General features: G+C 70.6%; 19 protein-coding genes. 6 read left to right on the top strand and 13 right to left on the bottom strand.

The window, feature by feature from the left end:
• From AB0B61_RS09635 to AB0B61_RS09610, 6 genes are all read right to left on the bottom strand, one after another.
• Positions 1-1,866: an ABC transporter ATP-binding protein gene (locus AB0B61_RS09635; protein ID WP_358430102.1), complete on the bottom strand. Its 1,866-nt coding sequence runs from the start codon at positions 1,864-1,866 to the stop codon at positions 1-3.
• Positions 1,867-1,933: 67 nt separating this feature from the next.
• Positions 1,934-3,835 carry an ABC transporter ATP-binding protein gene (locus AB0B61_RS09630; RefSeq protein WP_358430099.1) on the bottom strand — a complete coding sequence of 634 codons (1,902 nt, stop codon included), beginning with the start codon at positions 3,833-3,835 and terminating at the stop codon, positions 1,934-1,936.
• A gap of 53 nt (positions 3,836-3,888) precedes the next feature.
• On the bottom strand, positions 3,889-4,134 hold the full coding sequence (locus tag AB0B61_RS09625) for an MbtH family protein (protein WP_358430096.1): 246 nt from the start codon (positions 4,132-4,134) through the stop codon (positions 3,889-3,891).
• Positions 4,135-4,233: 99 nt separating this feature from the next.
• On the bottom strand, positions 4,234-5,295 hold the full coding sequence (locus AB0B61_RS09620) for an iron chelate uptake ABC transporter family permease subunit (RefSeq protein WP_358430093.1): 1,062 nt from the start codon (positions 5,293-5,295) through the stop codon (positions 4,234-4,236).
• A complete protein-coding gene (locus AB0B61_RS09615) occupies positions 5,292-6,374 on the bottom strand; it encodes an iron chelate uptake ABC transporter family permease subunit (protein WP_358430091.1) in 1,083 nt (360 codons plus the stop codon). The genes AB0B61_RS09620 and AB0B61_RS09615 overlap by 4 nt, the downstream gene beginning before the upstream one ends.
• Positions 6,374-7,699, bottom strand: coding sequence for a SidA/IucD/PvdA family monooxygenase (locus AB0B61_RS09610; protein WP_358430088.1), 1,326 nt, complete (start codon positions 7,697-7,699; stop codon positions 6,374-6,376). Before AB0B61_RS09610 ends, AB0B61_RS09615 begins: the two co-directional genes overlap by 1 nt.
• Before the next feature lie 81 nt (positions 7,700-7,780).
• On the opposite strand from AB0B61_RS09610, the gene AB0B61_RS09605 reads away from it, so the two are divergent.
• The 3 genes from AB0B61_RS09605 to AB0B61_RS09595 all read left to right on the top strand — a co-directional run bounded on the left by AB0B61_RS09605 (position 7,781) and on the right by AB0B61_RS09595 (position 12,484).
• A complete protein-coding gene (locus tag AB0B61_RS09605; RefSeq protein ID WP_358430085.1) occupies positions 7,781-8,719 on the top strand; it encodes a methionyl-tRNA formyltransferase in 939 nt (312 codons plus the stop codon).
• A 176-nt stretch (positions 8,720-8,895) separates the two neighbouring features.
• Positions 8,896-10,452, top strand: a complete 1,557-nt coding sequence (locus AB0B61_RS09600; protein ID WP_358430082.1) for a M28 family peptidase — start codon at positions 8,896-8,898, stop codon at positions 10,450-10,452.
• A 103-nt stretch (positions 10,453-10,555) separates the two neighbouring features.
• A complete protein-coding gene (locus tag AB0B61_RS09595) occupies positions 10,556-12,484 on the top strand; it encodes a cytochrome c oxidase assembly protein (protein WP_358430079.1) in 1,929 nt (642 codons plus the stop codon).
• On the opposite strand, the gene AB0B61_RS09590 is transcribed toward AB0B61_RS09595, so the two are convergent.
• Genes AB0B61_RS09590 through AB0B61_RS09575 form a run of 4 tightly spaced genes read right to left on the bottom strand, consistent with a single transcriptional unit; the run spans position 12,401 to position 17,469 of the window.
• Positions 12,401-14,320, bottom strand: coding sequence for a hypothetical protein (locus tag AB0B61_RS09590; protein ID WP_358430076.1), 1,920 nt, complete (start codon positions 14,318-14,320; stop codon positions 12,401-12,403). The genes AB0B61_RS09595 and AB0B61_RS09590 overlap by 84 nt on opposite strands.
• A 14-nt stretch (positions 14,321-14,334) precedes the next feature.
• A complete protein-coding gene (locus tag AB0B61_RS09585; RefSeq protein ID WP_358430074.1) occupies positions 14,335-15,225 on the bottom strand; it encodes a carbohydrate ABC transporter permease in 891 nt (296 codons plus the stop codon).
• Positions 15,215-16,087, bottom strand: a complete 873-nt coding sequence (locus AB0B61_RS09580; protein ID WP_358430071.1) for a sugar ABC transporter permease — start codon at positions 16,085-16,087, stop codon at positions 15,215-15,217. The genes AB0B61_RS09585 and AB0B61_RS09580 overlap by 11 nt, the downstream gene beginning before the upstream one ends.
• 11 nt (positions 16,088-16,098) lie before the next feature.
• A complete protein-coding gene (locus tag AB0B61_RS09575) occupies positions 16,099-17,469 on the bottom strand; it encodes an extracellular solute-binding protein (RefSeq protein ID WP_358430068.1) in 1,371 nt (456 codons plus the stop codon).
• A gap of 101 nt (positions 17,470-17,570) precedes the next feature.
• Between AB0B61_RS09575 and AB0B61_RS09570 the strand changes: the two genes are divergently transcribed.
• Positions 17,571-18,344 carry a FadR/GntR family transcriptional regulator gene (locus AB0B61_RS09570; RefSeq protein ID WP_358430065.1) on the top strand — a complete coding sequence of 258 codons (774 nt, stop codon included), beginning with the start codon at positions 17,571-17,573 and terminating at the stop codon, positions 18,342-18,344.
• 56 nt (positions 18,345-18,400) lie between these two features.
• Here AB0B61_RS09570 and AB0B61_RS09565 read toward each other — a convergent pair whose 3' ends face one another.
• The 3 genes from AB0B61_RS09565 to AB0B61_RS09555 all read right to left on the bottom strand — a co-directional run bounded on the left by AB0B61_RS09565 (position 18,401) and on the right by AB0B61_RS09555 (position 22,253).
• Positions 18,401-19,846 (bottom strand): peptidoglycan recognition family protein, encoded by a 1,446-nt coding sequence (locus tag AB0B61_RS09565; protein WP_358430063.1) that lies wholly within the window; start codon positions 19,844-19,846, stop codon positions 18,401-18,403.
• Between the two features lie 127 nt (positions 19,847-19,973).
• Positions 19,974-21,251 carry an ABC transporter substrate-binding protein gene (locus AB0B61_RS09560; protein WP_357952227.1) on the bottom strand — a complete coding sequence of 426 codons (1,278 nt, stop codon included), beginning with the start codon at positions 21,249-21,251 and terminating at the stop codon, positions 19,974-19,976.
• A 129-nt stretch (positions 21,252-21,380) separates the two neighbouring features.
• On the bottom strand, positions 21,381-22,253 hold the full coding sequence (locus tag AB0B61_RS09555) for an AraC family transcriptional regulator (protein ID WP_358430061.1): 873 nt from the start codon (positions 22,251-22,253) through the stop codon (positions 21,381-21,383).
• Positions 22,254-22,357: 104 nt separating this feature from the next.
• Here AB0B61_RS09555 and AB0B61_RS09550 point away from each other — a divergent pair, with 104 nt between their 5' ends.
• Positions 22,358-23,206, top strand: a complete 849-nt coding sequence (locus tag AB0B61_RS09550; protein WP_358430058.1) for a phytanoyl-CoA dioxygenase family protein — start codon at positions 22,358-22,360, stop codon at positions 23,204-23,206.
• A 164-nt stretch (positions 23,207-23,370) separates the two neighbouring features.
• Positions 23,371-24,333 carry a D-glycerate dehydrogenase gene (locus AB0B61_RS09545; protein WP_358430055.1) on the top strand — a complete coding sequence of 321 codons (963 nt, stop codon included), beginning with the start codon at positions 23,371-23,373 and terminating at the stop codon, positions 24,331-24,333.
• The last annotated feature ends 406 nt before the right edge of the window (positions 24,334-24,739 follow it).

Raw genomic sequence — 24,739 nt, 5'->3', positions numbered from 1 at the left:
TTAGGTTAGCCTAGCCTTACTTGATGGGGAAGTGGGTGTGCGCGTCTCCCAGGCCCGCCACAGTTCGGCGTACCGGCCGCCGGCGGCGACCAGTTCGTGGTGCGGCCCCTCCTCGACGACCTTGCCGTGTTCGAGGACGACCACCCGGTCGGCCGACGCCGCCTGGGTGAGGCGGTGGGCGACGATCAGGGCGGTACGTCCCCGGGTCGCCGCGGCGGCGGACGCCTCGATGTCGCGGGCGCCCAGGCTGCCCGCCTCCGCCGTGGCCTCGTCCAGGACGGCGATCGCGGGGTCGGCGAGTACCAGCCGCGCGAGGGCGAGTTGCTGGGCCTGGGCCGCGGTCAGCTCGTGACCGCCTTCACCGACCACCGTGTCCAGGCCGTCCGGAAGGCTCCGCGCCCAGTCCAGCGCGCCGACGGTGTCCAGTGCCGCGGCGGCCTCCTCCGGCGAGACCCCCGGCCGGGCCAGGCGCAGGTCCTCGATCAGCGGCCCGGCGAAGACATGGGTCTCCTGGGTGACGATCGCCACCCGCTCACGCAGTTCCGCCGGAGCCAGCTCCGCCAGTGGCACCCCGCCGACGCGCGCCTCGCCGTGCCCGGCCCGCAGGATCCCGGCCGCGATCGCCGCGAGGGTGGACTTGCCCGCCCCCGTCGACCCCACCAGCGCCACCCGCGCACCCGCCGCGACCCGCACGCTCACGCCGTGGAGCACATCGACCTGGCCGTCGTAGCTGAAGCGCACGCCGGACAACTCAAGCGAACCGTCCGCAGGTACGCGCGACGCCCGGTCCTGGCCATGGCCGGTGACCGGTCGTGGCGGGCCATCGCCGGTGACCAGTCGGGGTGCCGGGGGGAGTTCGACCACCCCGACGAGCCGGGCCAGGCTCGCGCCCGCCGCCTGTACCTCGTCGAAGGTGAACAGCAGCATCGCGATCGGGTTGAACAGCCGATGGAAGAGGACCGCCGCGGCGGCACTCTCACCGACCGTCACCGACCCCCCGCGCACCAGCAGGAACCCCGCCACCAGGATCGCGGCCAACCCGAAGAACTCCGCCCGGTTGACCCGGCCGACGAAGCGGGTGAACAGCGTGAAGACCGAGACCGAGATGTCGCGGGCCCGCCCGGAGGCGATCCCGATGTCGTGCAGCCGCGCCTGCTCCAGACGGTAGGCGTGCACCGTGCGTACACCCTGCATGTTCTCGACCAGGAGCTGCGAGGAGTCCGCCACCGCCTGCCGCTCCCGGGCGTACTGGGGCGCCGCGCGCGGCAGGTACCACCGCAGCGCCACCGCGTACAACGGCACCGCCACCGCGCCGGCCAGCCCGAGCCGCCAGTCGATCCCGGCCATCGCGGCGACGCTCAGGACGCCCAGCAGGAACGCCGAGATCATCGTGGGGATCACGTCGGAGGCCGCCTTGCCGATCGCGGCCGCGTCGCTGCCCACCCGTGAGAGCAGGTCGCCCTTCCCGGTCCGTTCGAGCGTCGTGGCCGGCAGGGTCAGCGCCCTGGCCACGGTCGCCTCCCGCAGCACCGCGAGGATCTGCCCGCACAACCGGCCGATCAGGTACGTCGCCAGGCCGGTGGCCAGCCCGCCGACCACGGCCGCGACGGTGATCACGATCGTGATGGGCACGATCGCGGAACCGGGGGCGTGCTCCCGCACCCGGTCCACGAGAGCGCCCAGCGCGTACGCCGGCACCACGGAGGCGACCGCCCCCACCAGGCCCACCAGCAGCGCGAAGGTGAGATCCGGCCACCGGGCGCGCAGCCGGCGCCACAGCCACGACCATGTGAGGCGCGCACCGGCGACTGGGAGCACCTCGCGATCTCGCCCAGTGTCCGTCCCCTGGCCGTCTGATCCGGTCATGTCGGCCTCGCCTGGTCGTGGTTTCCGCCTGATGCGGTCATGCCAGCACTGCGCCCGTCTGGTCCGCTCATCTCAGTACCGCCCGGTTGTAGTCGCTGTCGGTCGCGGCCAGTTCGGCGTGGCTGCCTTCGGCGACCACCCGGCCGCCGTCGATGACGACGACTCGGTCCGTCGCGGCCAGCATCGCGGGGCTGCTCGTGACCACGACGGTGGTGAACGGCCCCGCCTCGCCGCGCGGGTGCCACGGAGCCTGTACGCCCTGCTCGGGGGCCTGTCCTGGGTCCTGTGCGTGCCGTAACGCCCGTACGCCCTGGGCGATCGCGTGTTCGGTGACGGCGTCCACGGCCGTCGTCGGGTCGTGCAGGACGAGGATCGGCGGCCGGGCCAGCAGCGCCCGGGCGAGCGCGACCCGTTGTCGCTGCCCGCCCGACAGGCTGGCACCCCGCTCGGTGACCAGGTGCTCCAGACCGTCGGGATGGGCGGACAGCACCTGGTCGGCAGCCGAGGCAGCCAGGATTCCAGCCAGCGCCCCAGCTGATACCCCGGCCGGCAGAGCCTGAGCGGCCGAGTCCACCGAGCCCGCCTGATCCGCCGAACTCACCGAACTCACCGCGCCCACCGAGCCCACGGGGTCCGCCGGGGTTATTCGGCCCACCGGGTTCACCACGTCCACCGGGTCTCGGCCCGCCGCCAGTGCGCCGACGTCGAGGTTGTCCCGGATTGTGCCCGTGAACAGGTCCGTTTGATGGGGTTCCACCAGCATCGTCCGGCGGGCGTGCGCCAGCCGTATCCGGGCCAGCTCCCGACCGCCGACCAGGACCCGGCCGTCGTACTCCTCCGGCGCCACCCGCCCCGAGAGGACCTTGACCAGCGCCTCTCCGTCGGCGGAGCGGTGTGCCGCGACGCCCACGAACTCGCCGGGACGCACGAGCAGGTCCACCCCGTCGAGGGTGCCGTATCTGAGGGCGCACACCTCCAGACCGGGCGCTCCGTCGGCGGACGCCCCGTTACCGGACGTCCCGTTGTCGTGTGGCTCGGTGCCGTCGGGTACCAGTGGGTCCGCGTTCAGGATGACGGCCACGCGCTCGGCCGATGCCCGCGCCTCCGCCACCCAGCTCGGGACGATGGCGAGCAGCCCGATCGGCTCCATCAGGAACTGAGCCAGCCCGATCACGGTGATCAGCTCCCCGGCGCTGATCCGGCCGGTCAGCGCGAACCACCCGGCCAGGATCGCGATGCCGCAGGCCAGCAGCGCGCCGCAGGTCGTCGAGGCGGCCACGTACACGCCCTGCGTGCGGGCCGCCCGGACGACGGCCCGCAAGGACCGCCCGCTGACCTCCCGGTAGCGTTGGGCGGCCGCCTCCTCGGCGCCGAGGCCGCGCAGTGGGCGTAGCCCGCTGACCAGGTCGGTCGCCAGTGATGTGGCCTCCGCCGCGCGTTCCTGCTGCTCGGTCACCCGCTTGGTGATCAGCGGCGTGCCCGCCTGCAGCGCGAGGAGCACAACGGGCGTCCCGACGAGGACGGCCAGCCCGAGCCGGGCGTCGATCACGAGCAGCGCGACCGCGCTCACCACGGTCGCCGTCACCGCGCCGGCGACGCGCGGCACGTAGTCCAGCAGGTACGAGGTGTTGTCGGTGTCGGTGGTCGAGACGGTGAGCAGGTCGCCGGCGCGCCGGTCGGTACGGATGCCGCGCGGATGCATGATCTTCTCCGCCACCTCGACCCGGAGGGTATGGGCCTCCACCGCGATGGCGAGCATGAGCTGCCGGGCGCCGAACCGGTACACCGTCGTCAGCACGACGAACAGCACCGCCAGGACCGCCACCCAGAGCACGAGGGCGCCACCGTCGCCGGGGCCGATGGCCCGGTCGACGATGACCCCGATGAGAATCGGCACGAGTGACTCGCACACCTGATGGAGGCTGATGAGGCCGGTTCCCAGGCCCAGCCGCCGCCGGTTGCGGGTCACCGTACGCAGGAGAACGCGCCACCCCGTCCGGGGCCGCGCCGTGGCTGACGTGTTCAGCTGTCGTTCCCCTGGGCCGACGCGCGGGCCATGCTCTCACGCAGGCTCTTGGGACGCAGGTCCGTCCAGTTCGCGTCAACGTAATCAAGGCACTCCTGCCGCTTGCTCTGGCCGCCTTCGCCGAAGACGATCCGCCAGCCGCCGGGTACCTCCTTGAAGGTCGGCCACAGGGAGTGCTGTTCCTCGTCGTTCACCAGGACGTAGAAGGTGCCGTTCTCGTCGTCGAAGGGGTTGTCGGACACTGTGCCTCCTCGGCATCGGGGTGGGTGGATAGGAGCGCGGGATGACCAGCGGCGTGTGCGTCTACGGGTCGCCCCGCGCCACGGCGGCGATGACCCTCCTCATCGGCCGCGCGCGTGCCTGGCCAGCAGCCAGGCGAAGTAGACGCCGCCCAGCGACACCGTGACGATGCCGACCGGGAGCTGGGTGGGGGCGAAGACCCGCTGCGCGAGCCAGTCGCTCGTGGCCAGCAGCAGCGCGCCCGTGACCGCGGACGGCGCGAGCGCGATGCCGGCCGTACGCGTCAGCAGGCGGGCCAGCTGCGGGACGGCGAGCGCGACGAACGAGATCGGTCCGGCGGCGGCCGTCGCCACCGCCGTCAGCGCGACCCCGAGGACGAGGTACGCCAGGCGCGACCGCTCCGTCCGTACGCCGAGCGCCGCGGCGGCGTCGTCCCCCATGGCCAGCAGGGACAGGCGCGGCCCGAGGGCCACCAGGAGCGCGGTCGGCAGCGCGACCGAGACGGCCACGGGCAGGACCTGGTCCCAGGTCAGGGTGTTCAGGCTGCCTTGGCCCCAGATCGCGGCGGCGACGGCGGTCTGCAGGTTCACCTTGATGACGAACCACTGGTTGGCCGCGCCGAGGATCGCGCTGACCGCGATCCCCACGATGATCAGCCGGAACCCCTGCACGCCCTTCCGGTAGGCAAGGAGGTAGACCACGGCGGCGGCGAGCAGGCCGCCCACGAGCGCGCCCGCGGCCGTCTGGTAGTAGTCGCGGCCGACGAACATCATCGCGACCAGCACTCCGGTGTAGGCGCCGGTGTTGAAGCCGATCACGTCGGGGCTGCCCAGAGGGTTGCGCATCAACGACTGGAACACGGCACCGCTCAGCCCCAGGGCCATCCCGATGAGCAGGGACAGCAGCACCCGTGGCAGCCGCCACTCCACGATCACCAGCCGGGCGGGCCCCGGCTCGCCGCCCAGCAGGACGCGGACCACCTCCCCCACGGGCACCTCGAACTCGCCGGTGCCGAGAGCGAGGACGCCCACCGCGAGGGCCGCCAGACCCAGCACGCCGCAGATGACCGCCGTCCGCACGCCGAACCGCAACGACACCGACGCCCCACGCACGACCACGACCCGCCGGCCGAAGCCCAGACCGGATCCCGCTGGGCCGGTCACTGGCCGCTCACCGTTCTGCGGCGGATCAGCCAGATCAGCACCGGCCCGCCCACGAACGCCGTCACGATCCCCACCTGCAGCTCCGCCGGCCGGATGACCACCCGCCCGACGACGTCGGCGGCGAGCATGAGGACCGGCGCGCACACCATCGTGTACGCGAAGATCCAGCGCTGGTCCGCCCCGACGATCCAGCGGACGGCGTGCGGCACCATCAGGCCCACGAACCCGATCGGGCCCACGGCCGCGGTCGCCGCGCCGGCCAGCAGGGTCACCGCGATCATGGACAGCGCCCGCGCCCGCGCGATGTTCGTGCCCAGGGACCGGGCGAGATCCTCCCCGAGCGCGAGAGCGTTGAGCGAAGGCGCGACGGCCAGCGCCAGGACCAGCCCCGCCGCGACGAACGGCGCCACGGCCCCCGCGATCGACAGCGGTCTGCCCGCCAGCGTGCCGACGTCCCAGAACCGCAGGTAGTCGAACGCCCGCGGCTTCAGCAGCCGGATCCCGGCCGAGACGCCCTCCATGACCGCGCCGAGCGCCACACCGGCCAGCGTCAGCTGGATCGGCGTAGCGCCCCTGCTGCCCGCCGAGCCCAGCGCGTACACCAGGACCATCGCGACGGCACTCCCGAGGAAGGCGAACCACACGTACGACCAGATCCCGGTGAGCCCCAGCACCCCGATCGCGAAGACCACGAACAGGCCCGCGCCCGCGTTGACGCCCAGGATCTGGGTGTCGGCGAGCGGGTTGCGGGTCACGGCCTGGAGGAGCGCGCCCGCGATGCCCAGCGCCGCGCCGACGAGCAGGCCCAGCGCCGTCCGGGGGACGCGCAGCTCGCGTACGAGCACCTGGTCGTCGGTGTTGGTGAAGTGGGCGAAGGCGTTCCAGACCGTGTTCGGGGCGATGTTCTTGGTGCCGATGACGATGCTCAGGACGCAGGCGACGGCCAGTAGCGCCAGGCACACCCCCAGCCACGCGCTCCGGCCCGCGTTCGTCGCGGCGACGCCGCCGGCCGGCTGCCGCTCCGTCCGCTTCGGCTGCCTGGGCTGCTTCGGCGAAGGTTGTGGGCGCAGGGAGACCACTAGCTCGTGGCTCGCGCGCGGTTGGCGAGCAGCGAGTCGCGGATCTCCCCGGCGCGGACGGCCGTGGTGGACAGCAGGGTTGAGGTGATGCCGTGCGTGTGCTCGCTGGCCCCTTGTACGTAGATGCCGGCCGACACGTGCCAGGGCACCTCGACGCGGTAGTCGCGGCCGATCCGGACCTCGTCCTCCTCGTCGCGCAGGCAGAGCTTGGCCGTCTCGCCGAGCACGACGCCGAGGTCCTGGGGGCGGTAGCCGGTGGCGTGCACGAGGATGTCCGTGGCCAGCACCTCCCGCTCGCCGGTGGGCAGGAACTCCACCGTGACGTCCAGGCGGTCGCCGTTGACGCTGACGTCCCTGATGCGGGAGACCTTGAGGATGCGCAGGCGTTCGTTGCCCTGGACCTTCTCGCGGTACATGGTCGCGTACAGGGACTCGATGAGGTCCATGTCGACCACCGAGTAGTTGGTGCCCCGGTGATAGTCGTGGAGCGCCTGCTTGACCGGGGGCGGAGCCTGGAAGAAGGTGTCGACGGCTTCGGGGTCGAAGATCCGGTTGGCGAAGGGGCTGTCGTCGGCCGGGGTGTAGCCGTACTTCGCGAACACCGCGCACACCTCGGCGCCGGTGAAGGTCCGGTGGAGATAGTCGGCCGTCTCCGCCGCGCTCTGCCCGGCCCCGAGCACCAGGATCCGGCGTACCGGGACGCCGGCCTCGGTGAGGGCGGCCACGCGCGGGATCAGCTCGCTGTTGTGCCACACCCGGTCGGACAGGGCGGCGTCCGGCGGCAGGTGCGGTTCCAGGCCGGTGGCGAGGCAGATGTTGCGGGTCCGGCGGACGATGACGCGCTCCGGGTCGCCGGGGTCGCGGCTGGTCACGTCGAACAGGGGGACCGCGCCGTCCTCGGTGACGACGGGCTCGATGGACAGGACCTCGGCGGAGTACTCGACCATCTCCCGCATCCGGGCCGCGGCCCACTCGAAGTAGCCGTGGAAGTCGATCCGTAACGGGAACAGCGTCTTGTGGTTGAGGAAGTCCACCAGCCTGCCGCGCTCCTTCAGGTAGCACAGGAAGCTGAAGTCGCTCGCCGGGTCCCGCATGGTGACCAGGTCCTTCAGGAACGACACCTGCATGGTGGCGTCGTCGAGCAGCATGCCCCGATGCCAGCCGAAGGCGGCCTGCTTCTCCAGGAACCCGGCGCGCAGCCGGTCCGTTTCCGGGACCCGCGCGTTGTGCTCGTCGACGGCTATGGCCAGCGCCAGGTTGGATGGCCCGAATCCGACTCCCAGGATGTCGTAGATCGTGTCCGGACCACTCGGCAGGGTCTCCACCGCGGCATCGCCTCCCTTATCGGGGCAATAGTAGATAAGGTAAGGCTAACCTTTCAAGAAACATGGCAGAGAGGATCGATCATGCGAGTGGTCATGTTCGGGTACCAGACGTGGGGCCATCGGACATTACGCGCCCTGCTCGACTCCGGCCACGACGTGGTCCTCGCCGTCACCCATCCCAAGAGCGAGCACGCCTACGAGAAGATCTGGGACGACTCGGTCGCGGAGCTCGCGGAGCGGCACGACGTGCCGGTGCTGCTGCGCAACCGGCCCGACGACGCCGGCCTCCTCCAGGCGCTCCGGGACGCCGCGCCGGACATCATCGTCGCCAACAACTGGCGGACCTGGCTGCCGCCGGAGATCTTCGACCTGCCGCCGCACGGCACGCTCAACATCCATGATTCTTTGCTTCCGGCGTACGCGGGCTTCTCCCCGCTGATCTGGGCCCTGATCAACGGCGAGCGGGAGGTCGGCGTCACCGCGCACCGCATGAACGCCGAACTGGACGCGGGCGACATCCTGCTGCAACGGGCCGTACCCGTGAAGGACGACGACACCACGACCGACCTCTTCCACCGGACGGTGGACCTGATCGAGCCGCTCGTGCGGGAGTCGCTGGAGCTGATCGCCTCCGGCCGGGCGCGCTGGGTCGCCCAGGATCGCACCCAGGCCAGCTTCTTCCACAAGCGGTCGATCGACGACAGCCGGATCGACTGGTCCTGGCCGGCTGAGGACCTGGAACGGCTGGTACGAGCCCAGTCCGACCCGTACCCGAACGCCTTCACCCACCATCGCGGGGAGCGGATCCAGATCGTCTCAGCCGCGGTGTCGCAGGCCCGCTACGGAGGCACCCCCGGACGGATCTTCATCCGGGAGGGGGACGGGGTGGTCATCGTCGCCGGCGCGGACGCGCGGACGGGGCAGCGGCGCGGGCTGGTGGTCAAACGGCTGCGAACACCGGACGGCGCCGAGCACGCGGCCACCGACTACTTCCGCGCCATGGGCGGCTACCTCGGATAAAGCAACAGGCGCGGCCACCTCGGATAGCGCCACGACATGCCTGGCTGCCGGAAGGTGTCCGGTTTTCGCGGGGGCGGCTCCTAGAATGGGGTGATCATCTGACTGGCGGTCGCCAGGTTCTTCCCGGCTGATGGTGTCCGAATCGCACTACACCCACCGCCAGTTGGAGGAGCCCTATGCGTACCGTCATGCGCGGGGGTGTCTACCGCGCCCTCACCGTGGTCGCGGCACTCACCCTCGCCCCCGTCGCCGCCCACGCCGACGCCGCCCCCGGCCCTGCCGAGGGGAGGCTGATCGGCCTCCGGGCCCTCACGGCGGTCAAGGAGCACCTGCGGGCGTTGCAGCTCTTCGCCAACATCCACCACGGCACCCGCGCGGCGGGCACCCGCGGCCACGAGGCGTCGCGCGACTACGTGGCCGCCAAGCTCAGGGCCGCCGGTTACCAGGTGACCGTCCAGCCGTTCGAGTTCCCCTTTTACCAGGAGAGATCCACCGCGCTGATGGAGCGGGTCGCCCCGGCGCACAAGGTCTACGCCCCGACCCCGCCCGACGGCTCCAGCCTCGGCGACTTCGCCACGATGAGCTACTCGGGGCGCGGCGACGTCATCGCGGCCCTGCAGAACGTCGACCTGGTCCTGCCGCCCGGTCCGGCACCGAGCACCTCCACCTCCGGCTGCGAGGCCACCGACTTCGCCGGGTTCACGCCGGGCAAGATCGCGCTGTTGCAGCGCGGCACCTGCACCTTCCTCGTCAAGGCGCGGAACGCCCAGGCGGCGGGCGCCGTGGCCGCGATCATCTTCAACGAGGGCCAGCCGGGCCGTACCGAGACTCCGCGCGGCAACCTCGGCGAACCGGTCCCCATCCCGGTCGTCGGCGCCTCCTTCGCGGTCGGCCAGGAGCTCGCCACGGGGGCGACGGTCCACCTCAAGACCGACACGATCAGCGAGGTACGCACCACCTCCAACGTGATCGCCGACTCCCCGTGGGGCAACCCGAACAAGGTGGTCATGTCCGGGGCGCATCTGGACTCCGTCCTGGAGGGGCCGGGCATCAACGACAACGGTTCGGGCAGCGCCGCGCTCCTGGCCGTCGCCGAGGCGCTCGGCAAGATCCCCACCCGGAACAAGCTCCGCTTCGCCTGGTGGAGCGCGGAGGAGCTGGGCCTGCTGGGCTCGAAGTTCTACGTGGAGCACCTGACCCCCGCCCGGCGGAGCAGGATCAAGCTCTACCTTAACTACGACATGATCGCCTCGCCGAACTACGCCCTCAAGATCTACGACGGTGACGACTCCGACGCCACGGGCGAGCCCGCCGGACCGCCCGGCTCGGCCGAGATCGAGAAGCTGTTCGAGACCTACTACGACCTGCTGCACCAGGGCCACAACGGCACCGACTTCGACGGCCGCTCCGACTACGGCCCGTTCATCGCGGCGGGCATCGCCTCCGGCGGCCTGTTCACCGGGGCCGAGGGCACCAAGACGGCCGAGGAGGCGACCTTGTTCGGTGGTACGGCCGGCCAGCCGTACGACGCGTGCTACCACAAGGCCTGCGACACCATGACCAACATCAACGACCGGGCTCTCGCGTTGAACACCGGCGCCATTGCCACCGCCGCCCTGGTCTACGCCTCCAAGCCCACCCCGCCCGGCCCGGCCGCGGCCGCCGCGGAAACCGCGGCGATCACCGCGATCACCGACACCGGCGCCAAGCTTCACGGAAGAACAAGGCAATAAATCCGTCCCTGCGGCCATCGAACCACCGCAGGGACGCGGACGTACCCGTCCATAGGGGACGCTTACCCAACGGAGGGACGCCCCCTGACAAAGGAGGACGCTGGTGCTGTCATCCGGGCGTCGGGCGCCGTTATACGCCGGGGTAGCCGTCGCGGTCGGCGTCCTGGCGCTGGTAGGCGCGTCATGGATCGGCGGGGGCGGAACGCCGCCGCCGATCCAGGGACTGCCGACACCCGATCCGCTGACCGTCTGGGGAGTGCCGCTGGCCCGGCTGGCGCTGGAGCTGTGCTCCGTCGGCACGGTGGGTACCCTGGTCGCCGGGGTGGTCCTGGTCCGGCGTGACGCGCCGGAGGCGAGCGCCTGCGTACGCGCCGCGGGCGGCTGGGCACTGGGCTGGGCGCTCTGCGCGCTGCTGACCTACCTGCTGACACTCGCGAACATCCTCAGCCTCCCGGCGAGCCAGGTGTTCGGCGACTTCACCCTGCTGAACTTCGGCACCACCCTCCCCCAGACGCAGGCCATGCTCGTGGTGACGTGCACGGCCACGGTCGTGGTGCTCGGCTCCTCACGGGTACGGGACGGCCGGCGGCCCCGGTGGGCGGTCGCCCTGCTCGCGGCCGCCGCGTTCGGCCTGCTGCCGCCCGCCTACGTCGGTCACGCCGCCTCGGCCGGAGACCACGACGTCGCGGTCTCCGCGCTGATGACACACCTGCTCGCGGCGGCCGTGTGGGTCGGCGGCCTGGTGGCCGTGCTGATCCACTTCCGCCGCTCGGACCGGCTGGCCGGCGTCGTCGCCAGATTCAGCACGCTGGCCCTGTGCTGCTTCGTCGCGGTGACCGTGTCCGGAGTGGCCGGCGCCTGGGTCCGGCTGGACTCGGTACCGCAGTTGTGGACGACGAGGTACGGCACGCTCGTCCTGGCCAAGGTGACGGCGCTGGTGGCCTTGGGCGTCATCGGGTGGATGCACCGCCGCCGTACCGTCGCCGGGATCGCCGAACGCTCCAAGCGCGGCACCTTCGTCCGGCTGGCCACCGGCGAGATCGTGGTGATGGCGGCGGCCATGGGCCTGGCCGTCGGCCTGTCGCGCTCCGCGCCGCCGACCACCGGCAGCCATGACGACCTCCTGGGCTACAACCTGGCGCCCTATTCGATCGGCCACCTGATCACCGAGTTCCGGCCGAACCCGCTGGTCCTGCTCGCCCTGGCGCTTCCGGTCATCGGCTATCTGGCCGGGCTGCGCAGGCTCGCCCGCGCCGGCGTGCCGTGGCCGGTGGGCCGGACGATCGCCTGGTTCGCCGGGGTGGCGGTGCTGGCATTGGTGCTCGCCGGCGGCGTGAGCGCCTACGCGCGGGCGATGCCGTCGGCGCACGCGCTGCAGTACACGGTGCTCAACGTCGTCGGCCCGCTGCTGCTGGCCTTCGGGGCGCCGCTGACGCTGACCGCGCGGGCCATCACACCCGGCTCACAGTACGGCGACGTCGCCTCCGTCATCCTGAACAGCCCCCTGGCCAGGCGGCTCACTCATCCGCTGATCCTCCTGGCCATCTACGTCCTGCCGGTCCTCGTCCTCTACGGCACCGAGTGGCTGGCCTGGTCGGTCACCAACCAGGCGGTCCACCTGCTCACCCAGGGCCTGTTCTTCAGTACCGGGCTGCTGTGCTGCTGGGTGCTGGCCGGGGTCGACCCGCTGCCCCAGACGATCGCGCGGCGCGATCGCACGCGGCTACTCGCGGCCGTCGTCGCGACGCAGGTGGTGGTCGGCCTGCTCCTGCTGTACGGGCCGGTGCTGGCCGGAGACTGGTTCGCGCAGGTGACGCCGCGCGGCGCGCCGGGCGTGGCGGCCGGGCAATGGCTGGCCGGCCTGATCTACCTGGCGCTCCCCGTGGCCGCCCTCGCCCTCCTGGCCGTACGGCTGACCCGGTCGCGGAAGGCCGCAGGGCGGAAAGGCTCAGTCCCACGGCTGCCGGTACGACGGCTGGTAAGCGTGCAGCCGCAGCCGCAGGGTCAGCGTGACGGTGGTGCCGGCCGGTAGTTCCACCGTGAGGTGCGGGCCGCCGACGGTGAGCTCGGTGGCGGACGGCACCGGCTGGTGGTGGATGTACTCGGTGTCGTGGCCGGTCCAGCCGGGCTCGGCCCCGGTCGCGACGGCGGTGGCGATCTCGTGCTCGCCGAACGCCCCCGCCTGCACGATGAGCACCCGGTCCTCGGTGGCCGAGAGGTTGACCAGCGTGACCACGGTGGCCTCCGGCTCGATCGCGCTGACCAGCGCGGCGACCTGCTCGGGCACGCCGGGGCGGCGGCGTTCGGCGTCGAAGTAGCGGACCCTGGCCTGCTGCAGGCCGCCGTTGTAGATGACCTGCGGGCCGCCCCACATCGTCTGGGCCAGCGCCTCGGTCACCACCGGGTTGACGTTCTGCCACAGGTGGATCGCCTCCTCCGGCAGGTCCCGGTCGGCGTTGGCGAGCAGCAGGGCGACGCGGCGCCGGGCCTGGGCGTGCGCGGCGGCGAGGATCCGCTGGGGGTAGTCGGGGTTGTCGCCGCACAGGTAGGCGTACCACGGCTCCTCGTGCCCGGCCTCCTCCTTGTCGCGGAACGGCCGTACCGTCGCCCAGTCATAACCGGCGGCGGCGCGCAGCGCGTCCAGGCGGGCCCGGTCCTCGGCCGCGCCGGTGTGGTGCCAGAGCGCGAGCGGGACCGAGGTCTGGATCGGGTTGTAGTCGAACCAGCCTTTGTCGCTGTGCCGGTAGGGCACGAGCAGGGTGGCGGTGTCCACGTCCGAGCCGAGATGGGCGCGCCAGCGGCCCTGGTTGGCCGAGTCGCTCTGGCTGAAGGGCAGCTCGACGCCCAGGCCGATGATCGCGTCCAGAAGCGAGCGGAGCAGGTCGAGGTAGCCGTCGTCCCGCGTGGCGAGCGCGGCGCTGAGCGCGCCGACGGCGGTCGCCTGGCCGACGCTGTACATGCCGTGCGGCCAGGTCCAGCCGTAGTGGCCGCCGTACCAGCGCCCGTCCAATTGGCTGCCGACCACACCATCCAGGCCGACGTTGTCCGGGACGATCCCGCCGTTGTCCTGGGCCCGGCGCTGCCAGGCGCCGACGTACTCGCGCAGCCAGGCGGCGTATCGCTCGTCGCCGGAGACCAGGAAGGCGTTGCAGACCAGGCCGGCCACGCTCAGGTTGCCGACCGCGTCGCCCCGGCCCATACGCTCGCGCATCTCCGCGCCCAGCCGCGGGTCGTCGGCGAGCGGCGGCACCGGCGCGTCGGGCGGGACCAGCCAGTCCAGCGGGTAGCCGTACTGCGCGGCCTCGGCCTCGGTCCAGGGATAGGCGGGCGTGTCGGACACCCCGTCGCGGGCTCCCCCGCTGCCGTTGTGCGGGGCCTTGATGATGCGGTGGTCCGGGTCGTAATTGGCCGGGCCGAGATAGAGGTCGGCGAACCGGGTCGCCCGCTCCGCCCAGGCCGCCGGGTCGGCGGCGGTGAGGAAGTAGGTGAAGAGCAGGCTCTCGCCCTGGTGGAACCAGTCGTAGCCGATCTCGAACTCCTCGGCGAACATGCCGAGCTCGGTCATCTGGGCCACCACCCCCTCCCAGTGGTGGGCGCACGCCGGGAGCAGGTCGTCCGCGCCACCCAGCAGGTAGAGCTGGGGCCAGTTGAAGAACGGCTCGAAGAAGTCGTCCGCGCCGTCGCGGCTGGACAACCGGCCGGAGTAACGCAGCGAGCCGTCAGGGCGGGCGTACCGGGAGGAGAACAGCCGCCACCCGCTGTCCAGCAGGTCGAACAGCGCGCGCTGGGACAGCGCCCAGGCCGGGGGCTCGATGACGGGGACGCTCGCCGTGACAACGGGCGGGCGCCGGGCGGAGCTGTCGGTCATTTGGTGCGTACTCCTCATCCCTTGGTCGCGCCGGCGGTCAGCCCGGCGACCAGGAAGCGCTGAGAGAACAGGAACACCAGCAACACCGGCGCGATGGAGATGAGGGTGGCCAGCACCAGTTCGGGCGGCTGAACCTCGGCGTTGGCGCCGACGACGGGGTTGAAGGTGGGGGTCGCGGCCAGCATCTGCGTCAGGCCGACCTGCATGGGGTAGTTGCCGCTGTTCGGCAGCATCACGTACGGCAGGAAGAAGTTGTTCCAGTTGTTGACGAAGCTGAAGAAGGCGACCAGCGCGACGACCGGCTTGGCCAGCGGGAGCGCCACCCGGAAGAAGGTCGCGGTCTCGCCGCAACCGTCGAGCCGGGCCGCGTCCAGCAGGTCGCCGGGGACGCTGGTGGAGAAGTAGATGTAGGTCAGGTACACGCCGAAGGGGAAGAAGGACATCGGCAGCACGACCGAGGCCGTCTTGTTGATCAGCCCGAGGTAGCTGAGCTCCAGGAAGATCGGCAGCACCAGGGCGGTGGCCGGCATCAGCATCACCACCAGGGTGACGATGAGCAGCAGGCGGCGTCCGCCGAATCGCATGAGCGCCATCGCGTACCCGGCCGGGATGCCGACCAGCAGCGTCAGCGCCACCGAGAGCGCCGAGTAGACGACGGAGTTCGTCATCCACGTCAGCACCGCCCCGTCCTGGAAGGACATGAGGTGCTGCCAGTTCGTGACGAGCGTGCCGATCGAGCCCGGTGACAGCGGGTTGGCGTGGATCAGGTCGGCCGGGCTCTTGGTCGAGGCGAGCAGCAGCCACACCATCGGCAGGACGAAGAACAGCGCGAAGGCCAGCAGCAGGACTGCGATCAGCCCCCGGCCGACCATCCTGACGATGCCGGGCCGTTGGTCAGTCCGCATCGAAGAGACCTCCCCGTGCGACGAACAGCCCGGCGCAGCACAGCGCCACGATGAGCAGGTCGATCGCGATCGCCGCCGAGCCGTTGAAGTCGTTCTGGTCGAAGGCGTACAGATACGCGAGCTGGTTGAGCGAGTAGTCGGTCCCGACCACCCCGAAACCGGCCTGCGAGACGAGCTGCGGCTCGACGAAGAGCTGCGTGCCCGCGGCGAGCGACAGGATCAGCATGTAGACGATCCACTTGCGCAGCATCGGCAGTTGCACCCGCAGCGCCGTCTTCACCGGCCCGGCGCCGTCCACCCGCGCCGCCTCGATCACCGTGTACGGGATGCTGTTCAACGCGCCGTACATGACCGTGATCCAGCCGCCCGCGCCGGTCCAGAAGGCGATGATCGTGAAGATCCACGGCAGGTGTCCCGGCGCGATCACCTGCACGAATGTGTCACCCCACAGCGAGCGGACGAGGCCGTCGACCGGGCTCACCGAGGGGTCCAGCATGAACAGCCACAGCAGCACGCTCGACGCGCCGGCCAGCGCGCCCGGCACGTAGTAGACGAACCGCAGCGCGGCCCGCGACCAGCGCGAGGCGAGCCGGTGCACCACCAGCGCGAGCAGCAGGACGAGCACGGTCAGGGTGACCAGCCACAGCACGAGGTAGGTGGCCACATGGCCGAGCGCGGCCACGAACCGGTAGTCCTGGGCCGTACGCAGGAAGTTGGAGATGCCGGCGAAGCGCCCCTCGCTGTCGGTGAACGCCAGATTGAGCGCGTACATCGTGGGCGCGATGCCGAACGCGACCAGCAGCACCACGTACCCGGAGACGAAGACGTGCCCGGCGGCAGGCCGCCAGGAACGACTCCGCACGTGCGTAACGCTCACTTGGTGACCTGGTATCCGGACACCTGAGCCTGCTGCTCGATCGCCGTCTGCCAGTCCGGCAGCAGCGACTCGATGGTCTTTCCGGCGGTCTGCCCGGGGATGACGGTCTTGGCCCAGATCGCCTCCTGGCTGAACTCGGGCGAGCCCCAGCCGGACCAGACCTGTCCGGCCGCGGCCGCGATCGGGGCGGCGATGTCGCCCGCGTAGTAACCGCTGTCCTGCTGCTTCTTGATCCACTTCGTCGCGGCGGCCGAGAAGGCGGGGTAGCCCGGTGAGAGGGCGACCTGGTACTCGTCGGCGGTGGCGACCCAGCTGATGAAGTCCTTGGCCGCCTTCAGGCGCGCGGTGTGCCGCGACAGCCACCAGGTGCCGCCGCCGACGTTGCCGGTCACCGGCTGGGTCTGGTCCGCCCAGTGCAGCGCGTCGCCGACCGCGAGTTCGCCCTTCGGGGTCTTGATCGTCCCCTGGAACACCGCCCCGCCGTACCAGGCCGGGCCGGGCAGCATGAGCACCTTGTCGCCCTGGTTCTTGACGAAGTCGGGGCCGAACAGCGGCAGCATGGACATCGTCTTGTTGGCGACGAGCTTGTCCAGCATCCGCGCGGTCCGTACGCACTTGGCGTCCGTCGCCTTGACGGTGATCGCCTTGGCGCCGGTGACCTGGTTGGCCGGGCACTCGCCGCCCCACATGTAGATCTCCGGCGCCCACGCGTCACCGGCCGTGCCGATGATGTATCCCGGGTGCTCGGCGGCCACCTTCTCCCCCAGCGCGGTGTATTCCTCCCACGTCTTGGGCAACGTGTAGCCGAACTTGTCGAGCAGCTTCTTGTTGTACCAGAGCACCACCTGGGCCAGGTCGTTGCGCAGGCAGTAGACCGTGCCGTCGACGGCGCACACGTCGAGCGCGCCCTTGGCGAAGCCGCTCAGCGTGGCGTCGTCGAGCAGGCCCTTGTTGAGCGGGGCGACGAAGGCGTCATCACCCTGCGAGGCCCAGGAGGCGGTGTTGTTGTCGGTGGTGAACACGACGTCCGGCCAGCCCTCGCCGGCCCGGTTGAACAGCTGCACCTTGGTCTTGAGGGTGTTGGAGCCGTTGGCGTTGCCGTCGTAGGTGACGATGTCCAGCGGCACGCCGGGGTGCGCCGTCTGGTAGGCCTTCGCGGCGTCGAGCCGGGTGGAGTCCACCCAGACCACGAGCTTGCCGTCCTTCTGCTCGGCCGTGCTGAACCCGTACTGGGAGGCGGCGCCGGTCGGCTTCGACGAAGCCGTGGGGTTGGGGGGACCGCAGGCCGCGACGGCGAGAAGAACCGCCGCGGCGGCGGTGGCCGCAGGCACCGCACGGCGGTACGCGGCATGACTGCGTCGTCTCATTGGGCCTCCGTTAACGGCATGTTTCGAGATATGACATCATACGAATGACGTCGACACAATGGCCTATACTCAAGGCGCTGTCGTGATCAAGGGAGGGCACGTTGACTCAGCACGCGGAGGGTCCGTGGACGGACGACGCGGTGCGGCCCCAACCACCCGCGAAGCGGCCACGCCGCGAGCGCGCCCCCAAACTGGGCACCACGGTGGTCGAGCAGCTGGTCGACGACATCATCCGCGGCACGCTGCGCCCGGGTGCCACGCTGCCGCCCGAAGCCGACCTGTGCGAGGAGTTCGGCGTCAGCCGCACGGTGATCCGCGAGTCGGTCAAGGTGATCCAGGAGAAGGGCCTGGTCCGGATCGAGCACGGTCGCGGCACCCAGGTCACCGAGCCGAGGCAGTGGAACCTCCTCGACGACGTCGTGCTCACCTCAGTGATCGCGCACGACGAGACCGCGGCCTTCCTCGACGAGCTGGTCATCGTACGCACCGCGCTCGAAGCCGAGATGGCCGCCGCCGCGGCGCTGGCCCGCACCGCCGGCGACGATCAGCGCATCGCCGAGGCGCTGGGCGTCATGCGGTCGAACCTCGCCTCTCCCCCCGATTTCGGCGCGGCCGACGTCCGCTTCCACGACGCGATCATGGCGGCTTCCCGCAACCGGCTCGGCCGGGCCATCGTCAACAGCATCCACGACAAGGCCCGCACCAGCATGCGCTACCACGGCCAGTACAACGAGGAGGTCATGCGCCAGACGCTGGACGAGCACCAGGCGATCAGCGACGCGATCTCGGCCGGCGATCCCGAGGCGGCGGCCGCGGCGATGCGCACGCACATCCTCGACTCCTGGAACCGGCGGCGCCCCACTCCGGCCCAGTGACCGCCTGACACGACGAAGGCCCCGACGGCGAAGCGTCGGGGCCCAGGTGTTTCTGGTTATCCGCAGTGCTCGGACGGGCTGTCGTAGGTGGACGCGCCGGCCTTGCCGCCCCATCTGACGCACTTGTCGGCCGCGTTGGCGCGTACCGGACCCGCGTAGTAGGCGAAGTTGCCGGTGTCGGTGATGCGCGTCTGGCCCTCCACCTCCAGGTAGGCAGTGGTCGCCGAGGCCGTGCCGAGCTGGGTCTTCTTGATCGTGGCCACGCAGTTGTAGCCGGTGGTCGAGTTGTACGTCAGGTAGACGGTGCCCGCCGTGCCCAGCGCCGCCGAGTCGATCACCTTGAACCCGGTGCCGCAGACCGATTCGGCGGTGTGCGGGTTGGTGGGGCCGCTGCCGCCGGTGACGTAGTTCATGTACGTGGTCCAGTTCCAGTTCGGACCCGGGTCGGTGTGGTCGGCCCCGGGAACTTCACTGTGGCCGACGATGTGCGCCCGGTCCTTCGGGATGCCGTACCGGTCGGCGATGTTGCGGGTCAGCGCCGCCGAGGAGCGGTACATCGCGTCGGTGAACCAGGAGGCGTTGTCGACGAATCCCTCGTGCTCGATGCCCACAGAGCGCCGGTTGTAGTCACCGGCGTGGAAGGCCCGGTCCTTCTCCCTGACCATCTGGGTGATGGCGCCGTCCGACGAACGGATGACGTAGTGCGCCGACGTGGGGTTCGGCCGCGGCCCGGTCTGGAACCAGTCGATCGTCCCGGCGTAGGAGCCCTGGGTCACGTGGATGACGATGCGGTCGATCGCGTCGCTGGTCGGGCGGTTGGAGACGGCGTAATTGCTGCTGTGCGCCGCCGCCCACGTCGCCCCCGGGTAGTCGACCGCCGCCGCGAGCGTGTTGGTCTTGCCCAGCTCCTGCGCCTTGGCGTAGGAACCACGCTCGGGCTCGACGACCTTCGGCGCGGCCGTGAGGGTCTCGCCCTCCGGGGTGGTGGCGCGGATCCCCTGGGCCATCAGGTCGTAGACGGTGTCGGCGTACAGGCGGGCGACCTCCGGTGAGGAGGCGCCGCCGTACTTGGCCACCGCCTGGTACCACTTGGCGGCGTCCTTGCGGGCCTTGGCGTCCAGCCCCAGCTCGTCGGCGTAGGCGCGCAGCACGGCGGCGCCGCCCGTGATGTTGGCCGCGGCGTCCGCCTTCAGGGCCGAGACGGGCTGCTTCGTCAGCGTGGCCGCACGCTCAAGGGTGTGCGTGACAGGGTTGCTGGCCAGGTGCATCACGCCGTAGCCGCCGGACGCGCTGGGCTGGCCGCGGTGACCGTCCAGGTGGGTTTCGGAGTAGGCGAGGGACACCAGCAGGTCGCGGGGCACCTCGTACGTGGTGGCCGCGCGGGCGAAGGCGTCGGTCATGGGATCGGCGGACGCGGCTCCGGCCGGTTGGCCGGTGAGCAGCGAGAGGGGGATGAGCGCACCGGCAAGCAGCGCGGCCGAACGACGGAGTCGGACCTGCACAGGTTTCTCCTCAAGAACAGTTCCGGGGGGCATCGCAAGGAGTGGAGGCCGCACGCGGCACCCGCTGTTGATCAGCCTGCAAGCGCGGCGTACAGAATTCGTACAGGTGCCGGTGCGCCCTCGAATCTCAGCTGCCGGGCTGGTGACTGCTCCAGTACTCGTCGGCGGCGCCCTGGATGTCCTCAAGGACCTTCTGGTAGCTGTCCGGCTTGACGAGGAAGGCGCCGAAGCCGTCCAGCGCGGCCGTGAGCACGGGCGGCGGCGTGGCCTCGAAGTAGCGGTTGACCAGGCGATACTGTCCGCTGCCCGCCGCCTTGCTGACCTCCGCGATCGCCTGGTCGGTGATGGTGACCTTGGGGTTGGCCGAGACGTCTCCCCTGGCGGTCGCCCACTTCTCCTGCGCGGCCGGCGTCACCCACCACTTGAGGTACTTCGTGCTGGCCTCGGGGTCGGGCGCCTTGGCCAGCGAGCAGAGCGGGCCGCTCTCGAAGATCATCGAGGTCTTGGGCAGCGCGGGGTTGACGTTCGGGATCGTGAAGTAGCCGTAGTCGGTGCCGGCCTTCAGATCGCGCTGCGTCATGCTCGTGTTGAACCACGTACCGAACGACACCATCGCGGTCTTGCCGGTCTTGAGTACGTCACCCGGGTCGGTCTTGTCGCCGGCGTTGTTGAAGTATCCGGCGTCGATCATCGACTTCCACCGCTTCATGACCTCGACCACACCGGGATCGGTGTACTTCGCCTGGCCGGTGGAGAGGCGGTCGTACAGGTCGGGATCGGTGCCGGCGAGCAGCTGCTCGAACCAGACGAAGGAGAACAGCACCGAGGTGTGGTAGAACGCGGGCACGCCGTTCTTCTTCAGCGTGTCGGCGATCTTGATCAGCTCGTCCCAGGTGGTGGGGGGCTTGAGACCGTACTTGTCGAAGACCTTCTTGTTGTAGAACATCCCCCAGTAGGCGGCGTTCAGCGGCACGCAGTACTGCTTCCCGCCCACGGTGTAGTACTTCGCCAGGTCCGCCGACAGGTCGCCGTTCTTGATGGCCTCCTGCCAGAGGGCGGTCGTCTCGGCCAGCTGCTTCTGGGCGACGACCTCGGCCAGCCCGCCGCCGGTCGTCCAGGTGAACAGGTCGGGCTTGACGTTGGTGCGGAAGGACGCCTTGATGAACGCCTGGTACGTCGGCTCGTCGGTGTAGCCGACCGGCTTCATCGACAGCCCGATCTGCTGCTTGGACAGGGCACCCATCTGGTCGAAGTACTTACTCCAGGCGCCCTTGTCGTTGTACAGCTTCAGCTCGGTCTTGCCCGCCTCCTTCGCCGTGTCACCGCTGGAGGAGCAGCCCGTGAGGGCGAGCGGGGTGACGACGGCGCAGATGGCGGCCATGCACAGTAAACGCGACCGGATCATGCCCGGCCTCCTGTTCGATCTTGGGGGGTGTCTCGTACGTGGGCGTCGAGTGGGAGGGCGTGCTCGTGTCCGCCGGAGGTGGATCGGGCGGCCGCACCATGCGTCCTTCGCCCAAGTGAAGTCATCTAATCACTTGATGTGTGGGGTGTCCAGGGCCGCCGGAACCACCGCTCGCCGGGTGGCCTCCCGATAGTCGCGGGGCGCTAGGCCGTATTTCTGGTGAAAGAGCCTGCCGAAGTACGACTGGCCGGAGAAACCGCAGCGCTGGGCGATCTGGCCGATGCCCTCGGTCGTCGTGGTGAGCAGCAGCGCGGCATGCTCCAGGCGGCGCGCGGAGACGAACGCGATCGGCGTGCACCCGTGGTGCGTACGCATGGAACGGGCCAGATGCCCCGGACTGACCGCGGCCATCGCGAGCAGCCTGGGCAGCCCGTCGCGTAGGTTCTCCTCGCGGCTCATCGCCACGCAGGCCGCCACCAGCCAGCCCGGCCGCCGGTCCACGGCCGTGCCGTCGGCCCGTTCCAGGAGCGGCACGACCGTCGTCCACAGCCCGACCAGGTCGAGCACGCGCGGCACGCCGGAATACGCGGCCAGCACGCGGGCGAACTCCGCCGCGACCGGCCCGTCCAGGTCGGTGCGCGCCGCCAGGGGAAGGTCGCGCCGCTCCCATTCCGCCGTGCCCGCCAGCCCGGCGAGGTCGGCGAAGGCACGCCAGCGCCAACTGGGGAAGGCGATGTTGATGAAGCGCATCCCGTCGGCCGCCGTACCCGCGAATTCGTGCCGGTCGTGCGGCCGGACCAGCACCACGTCGCCCGCGCGCAGCGGCATCTCCGCCTCACCGACGCGCTGCGCGCCGGCTCCCGCGGTCACGAAGACGAACTCATGGAAATCGGCATGACTGTGCGGCTCGGGCCGGTCGCGACGGCCGCCGCTCACTGGCACCAGCGCCGCGTGGTAGGGCAGGCCGTACGCGAACTCCACCCAGCGCAGCACAGTCGGCATGTCAGGAAATTAATAGTTATGGGGCGGCGAGTGCTAGTAAGTCGGGGCGCGGAGGCCGAAGAATCCGGATCGATGTCCATCGCTCCCGCGCACAGGAGAACATCGTGACCCAGGAAGCCGACCGCACTCTTCAGGACTCGACCCGCCTTCAGGACCACGACCGTCTTCAGGACCACGACCGTCTTCAGGACCACGACCGTCTTCAGGACTACGACCGCGACGGCTACACGATCTTCCGGAACGTCATCGACTCCGATCTGATCGCCGAGGCCGGCGACCACGTCGCCTGGCTCCAGGCCAAGCACCCCGAACTGCTCGGCGAGGACCTGGGCACCGAACTGGTGGCCGACGACCCGTTCTGGGTGCGGCTGATCTCCGACGATCGGCTGCTGGACATCGCCGAGCTCTTTGTCGGCCCGGACCTCGCGCTGTTCGCCTCGCACTACATCAGCAAGCCACCCTTCTCCGGCAAGGCGGTCCTCTGGCACCAGGACGGTGCCTACTGGCCGCTGGAGCCGATGCGGGTGATCACGCTCTGGCTGGCCGTCGACGAGTCCACGCCGGAGAACGGCTGCATGCGGGTGATCCCCGGTTCGCACAAGGAGGCCCTGCACGAGCTGCGGCAGCGCGACGACGTCGCCAACGTGCTCGGCTCGGAGAGCGCCGTGACGGTGGACGAGTCCCAAGCCGTGGACCTGGTGCTGTCACCCGGCGACGTGGAGGTGCACCACCCGAACATCCTGCACGCCTCCAGCGCCAACACCTCCCCCAAGCGCCGCTGCGGCCTGACCATCCGCTACATCCCGACCTCGACCCGGATCACCAGCGAGGAGCAGCCGTTCGTCTCGGCGCTGCTGCTGCGCGGCCAACCGGGCGCGAACGTCTACCAGCCGTTCCCGAAGTACGTGGAAGGCGAGCACATGCCCTTCACCGGAGCCACCGACCCACACTGATCCGACCTCTCCTCCCTCGCCCGCTCGTCCCCCCACCCGCCTTCCAACTTCGCCGACCTCGTCTGCCCACCCTCCCCCTGACTTGGTCAACATCCAGGTGATCTATGTTGATGGAGGGATGTTGTCCGTGCTCAGGCCGGACCCCATCGGGAGGAGAGAACGATATGCAGGCGACGGCGCCGATCGTGGTGGTCACCCGGCCGACATTGCCGGGCACGGGTCTCGAACGGCTCGGCCGCGTCGCCCAGCTACGCCAGTGGTCCGAGGTCACGCCGCCGCCGCCCGAGCGGCTGCGCGACCTCCTCACCGGCGCGGACGCGCTGCTGTGCCAGAACTCCGACCACGTCGACGCCGCGGTGCTCGAGGCGGGCGACCGGCTACGCGTGCTGGCCCTGCCGAGCGCGGGCTACGACGGCACCGACGTCGCCACCGCGCAGGCCCGCGGCGTCGTGGTCACGAACACTCCGGGTGTCCTGCACGAGACCACCGCCGACACCGCCTTCGCCCTCATCCTGATGGCGCGGCGGCGGCTGCTCACCGCGGCCGACAGCCTCAGGAGCGGCGGGTGGACCGGGAGCCGGCTGGACGCCTACCTCGGGCTCGACGTGGCGGGGGCGACCCTGGGCCTCATCGGCTACGGCGAGATCGGGCAGGCCGTCGCCCGGCGGGCGGTCGGGTTCGGCATGACGGTGCAGCACACCTTGTCCCGCAAACCCGACGACGAGCTCTCCCAGGCGGTGTCCCTGCCCAAGCTCCTGAGCACCAGCGATGTGGTGTCCCTGCACGTACCGCTCACCGAACAGACCCGCCGCCTCATCGGCGCGGCCGAGCTCGCGATGATGAAACCCACCGCGACACTCGTCAACACCGCGCGCGGCGGCGTCCTCGACGAGAGCGCGCTCCTCGCCGCCCTGCAGGCCGGGCGGCTCCATTCGGCCGGGCTGGACGTGTTCGACCGCGAGCCGCGCAACGGCGTCGGCGACCCGCTGATCCAGCACGAACGCGTGGCGGCCCTCCCGCACATCGGCTCGGCCACCGAGGCGACCCGGGCCCGGATGGTGGACCTGGCCGTGGACAACATCATCGCGGTGCTGAACGGCGAACCACCCCTGACGCCTATCCCCTGAGGCCCGTCCTCTGGCCACGCGGCGATGACTCTCTGCGCGCCCAGCCTTGATGCTCACAGAAGCGACCGGCTGCGGCAACGTGCGGGATGGCCTCAGCGAGCTGGTCATCCCGCGCATCGCCCCGAAACAGTCAGCCGGACAGGATCGTCAGCCGGCCACACGCAGGTGCGAGCCGACCGGGACGGGCTCGGGCGCCGGTTCGAGCTCGCAGTGGTGACCGCAGTTGTGGCGGCCGCGGTGGTGATGATCACGGTGGTGATGATCACGGTGGTGATGATCACGGTGGTGATCGGGCGTGGTCGTCCTGGAGGTGGATGTCGCCGTCGGAGTCGACGTCACCCTAGGAGTCGCCGTCGGAGTCGACGTCACCCTAGGAGTCGCCGTCGGAGTCGACGTCACCCTAGGA

Source organism: Nonomuraea sp. NPDC049158 (genome assembly GCF_040648335.1).
Lineage (GTDB): Bacteria > Actinomycetota > Actinomycetes > Streptosporangiales > Streptosporangiaceae > Nonomuraea.
The sequence above is the reverse complement of the archived record's forward strand: the minus strand, read 5'-3'. Positions and strand labels throughout refer to the sequence as shown.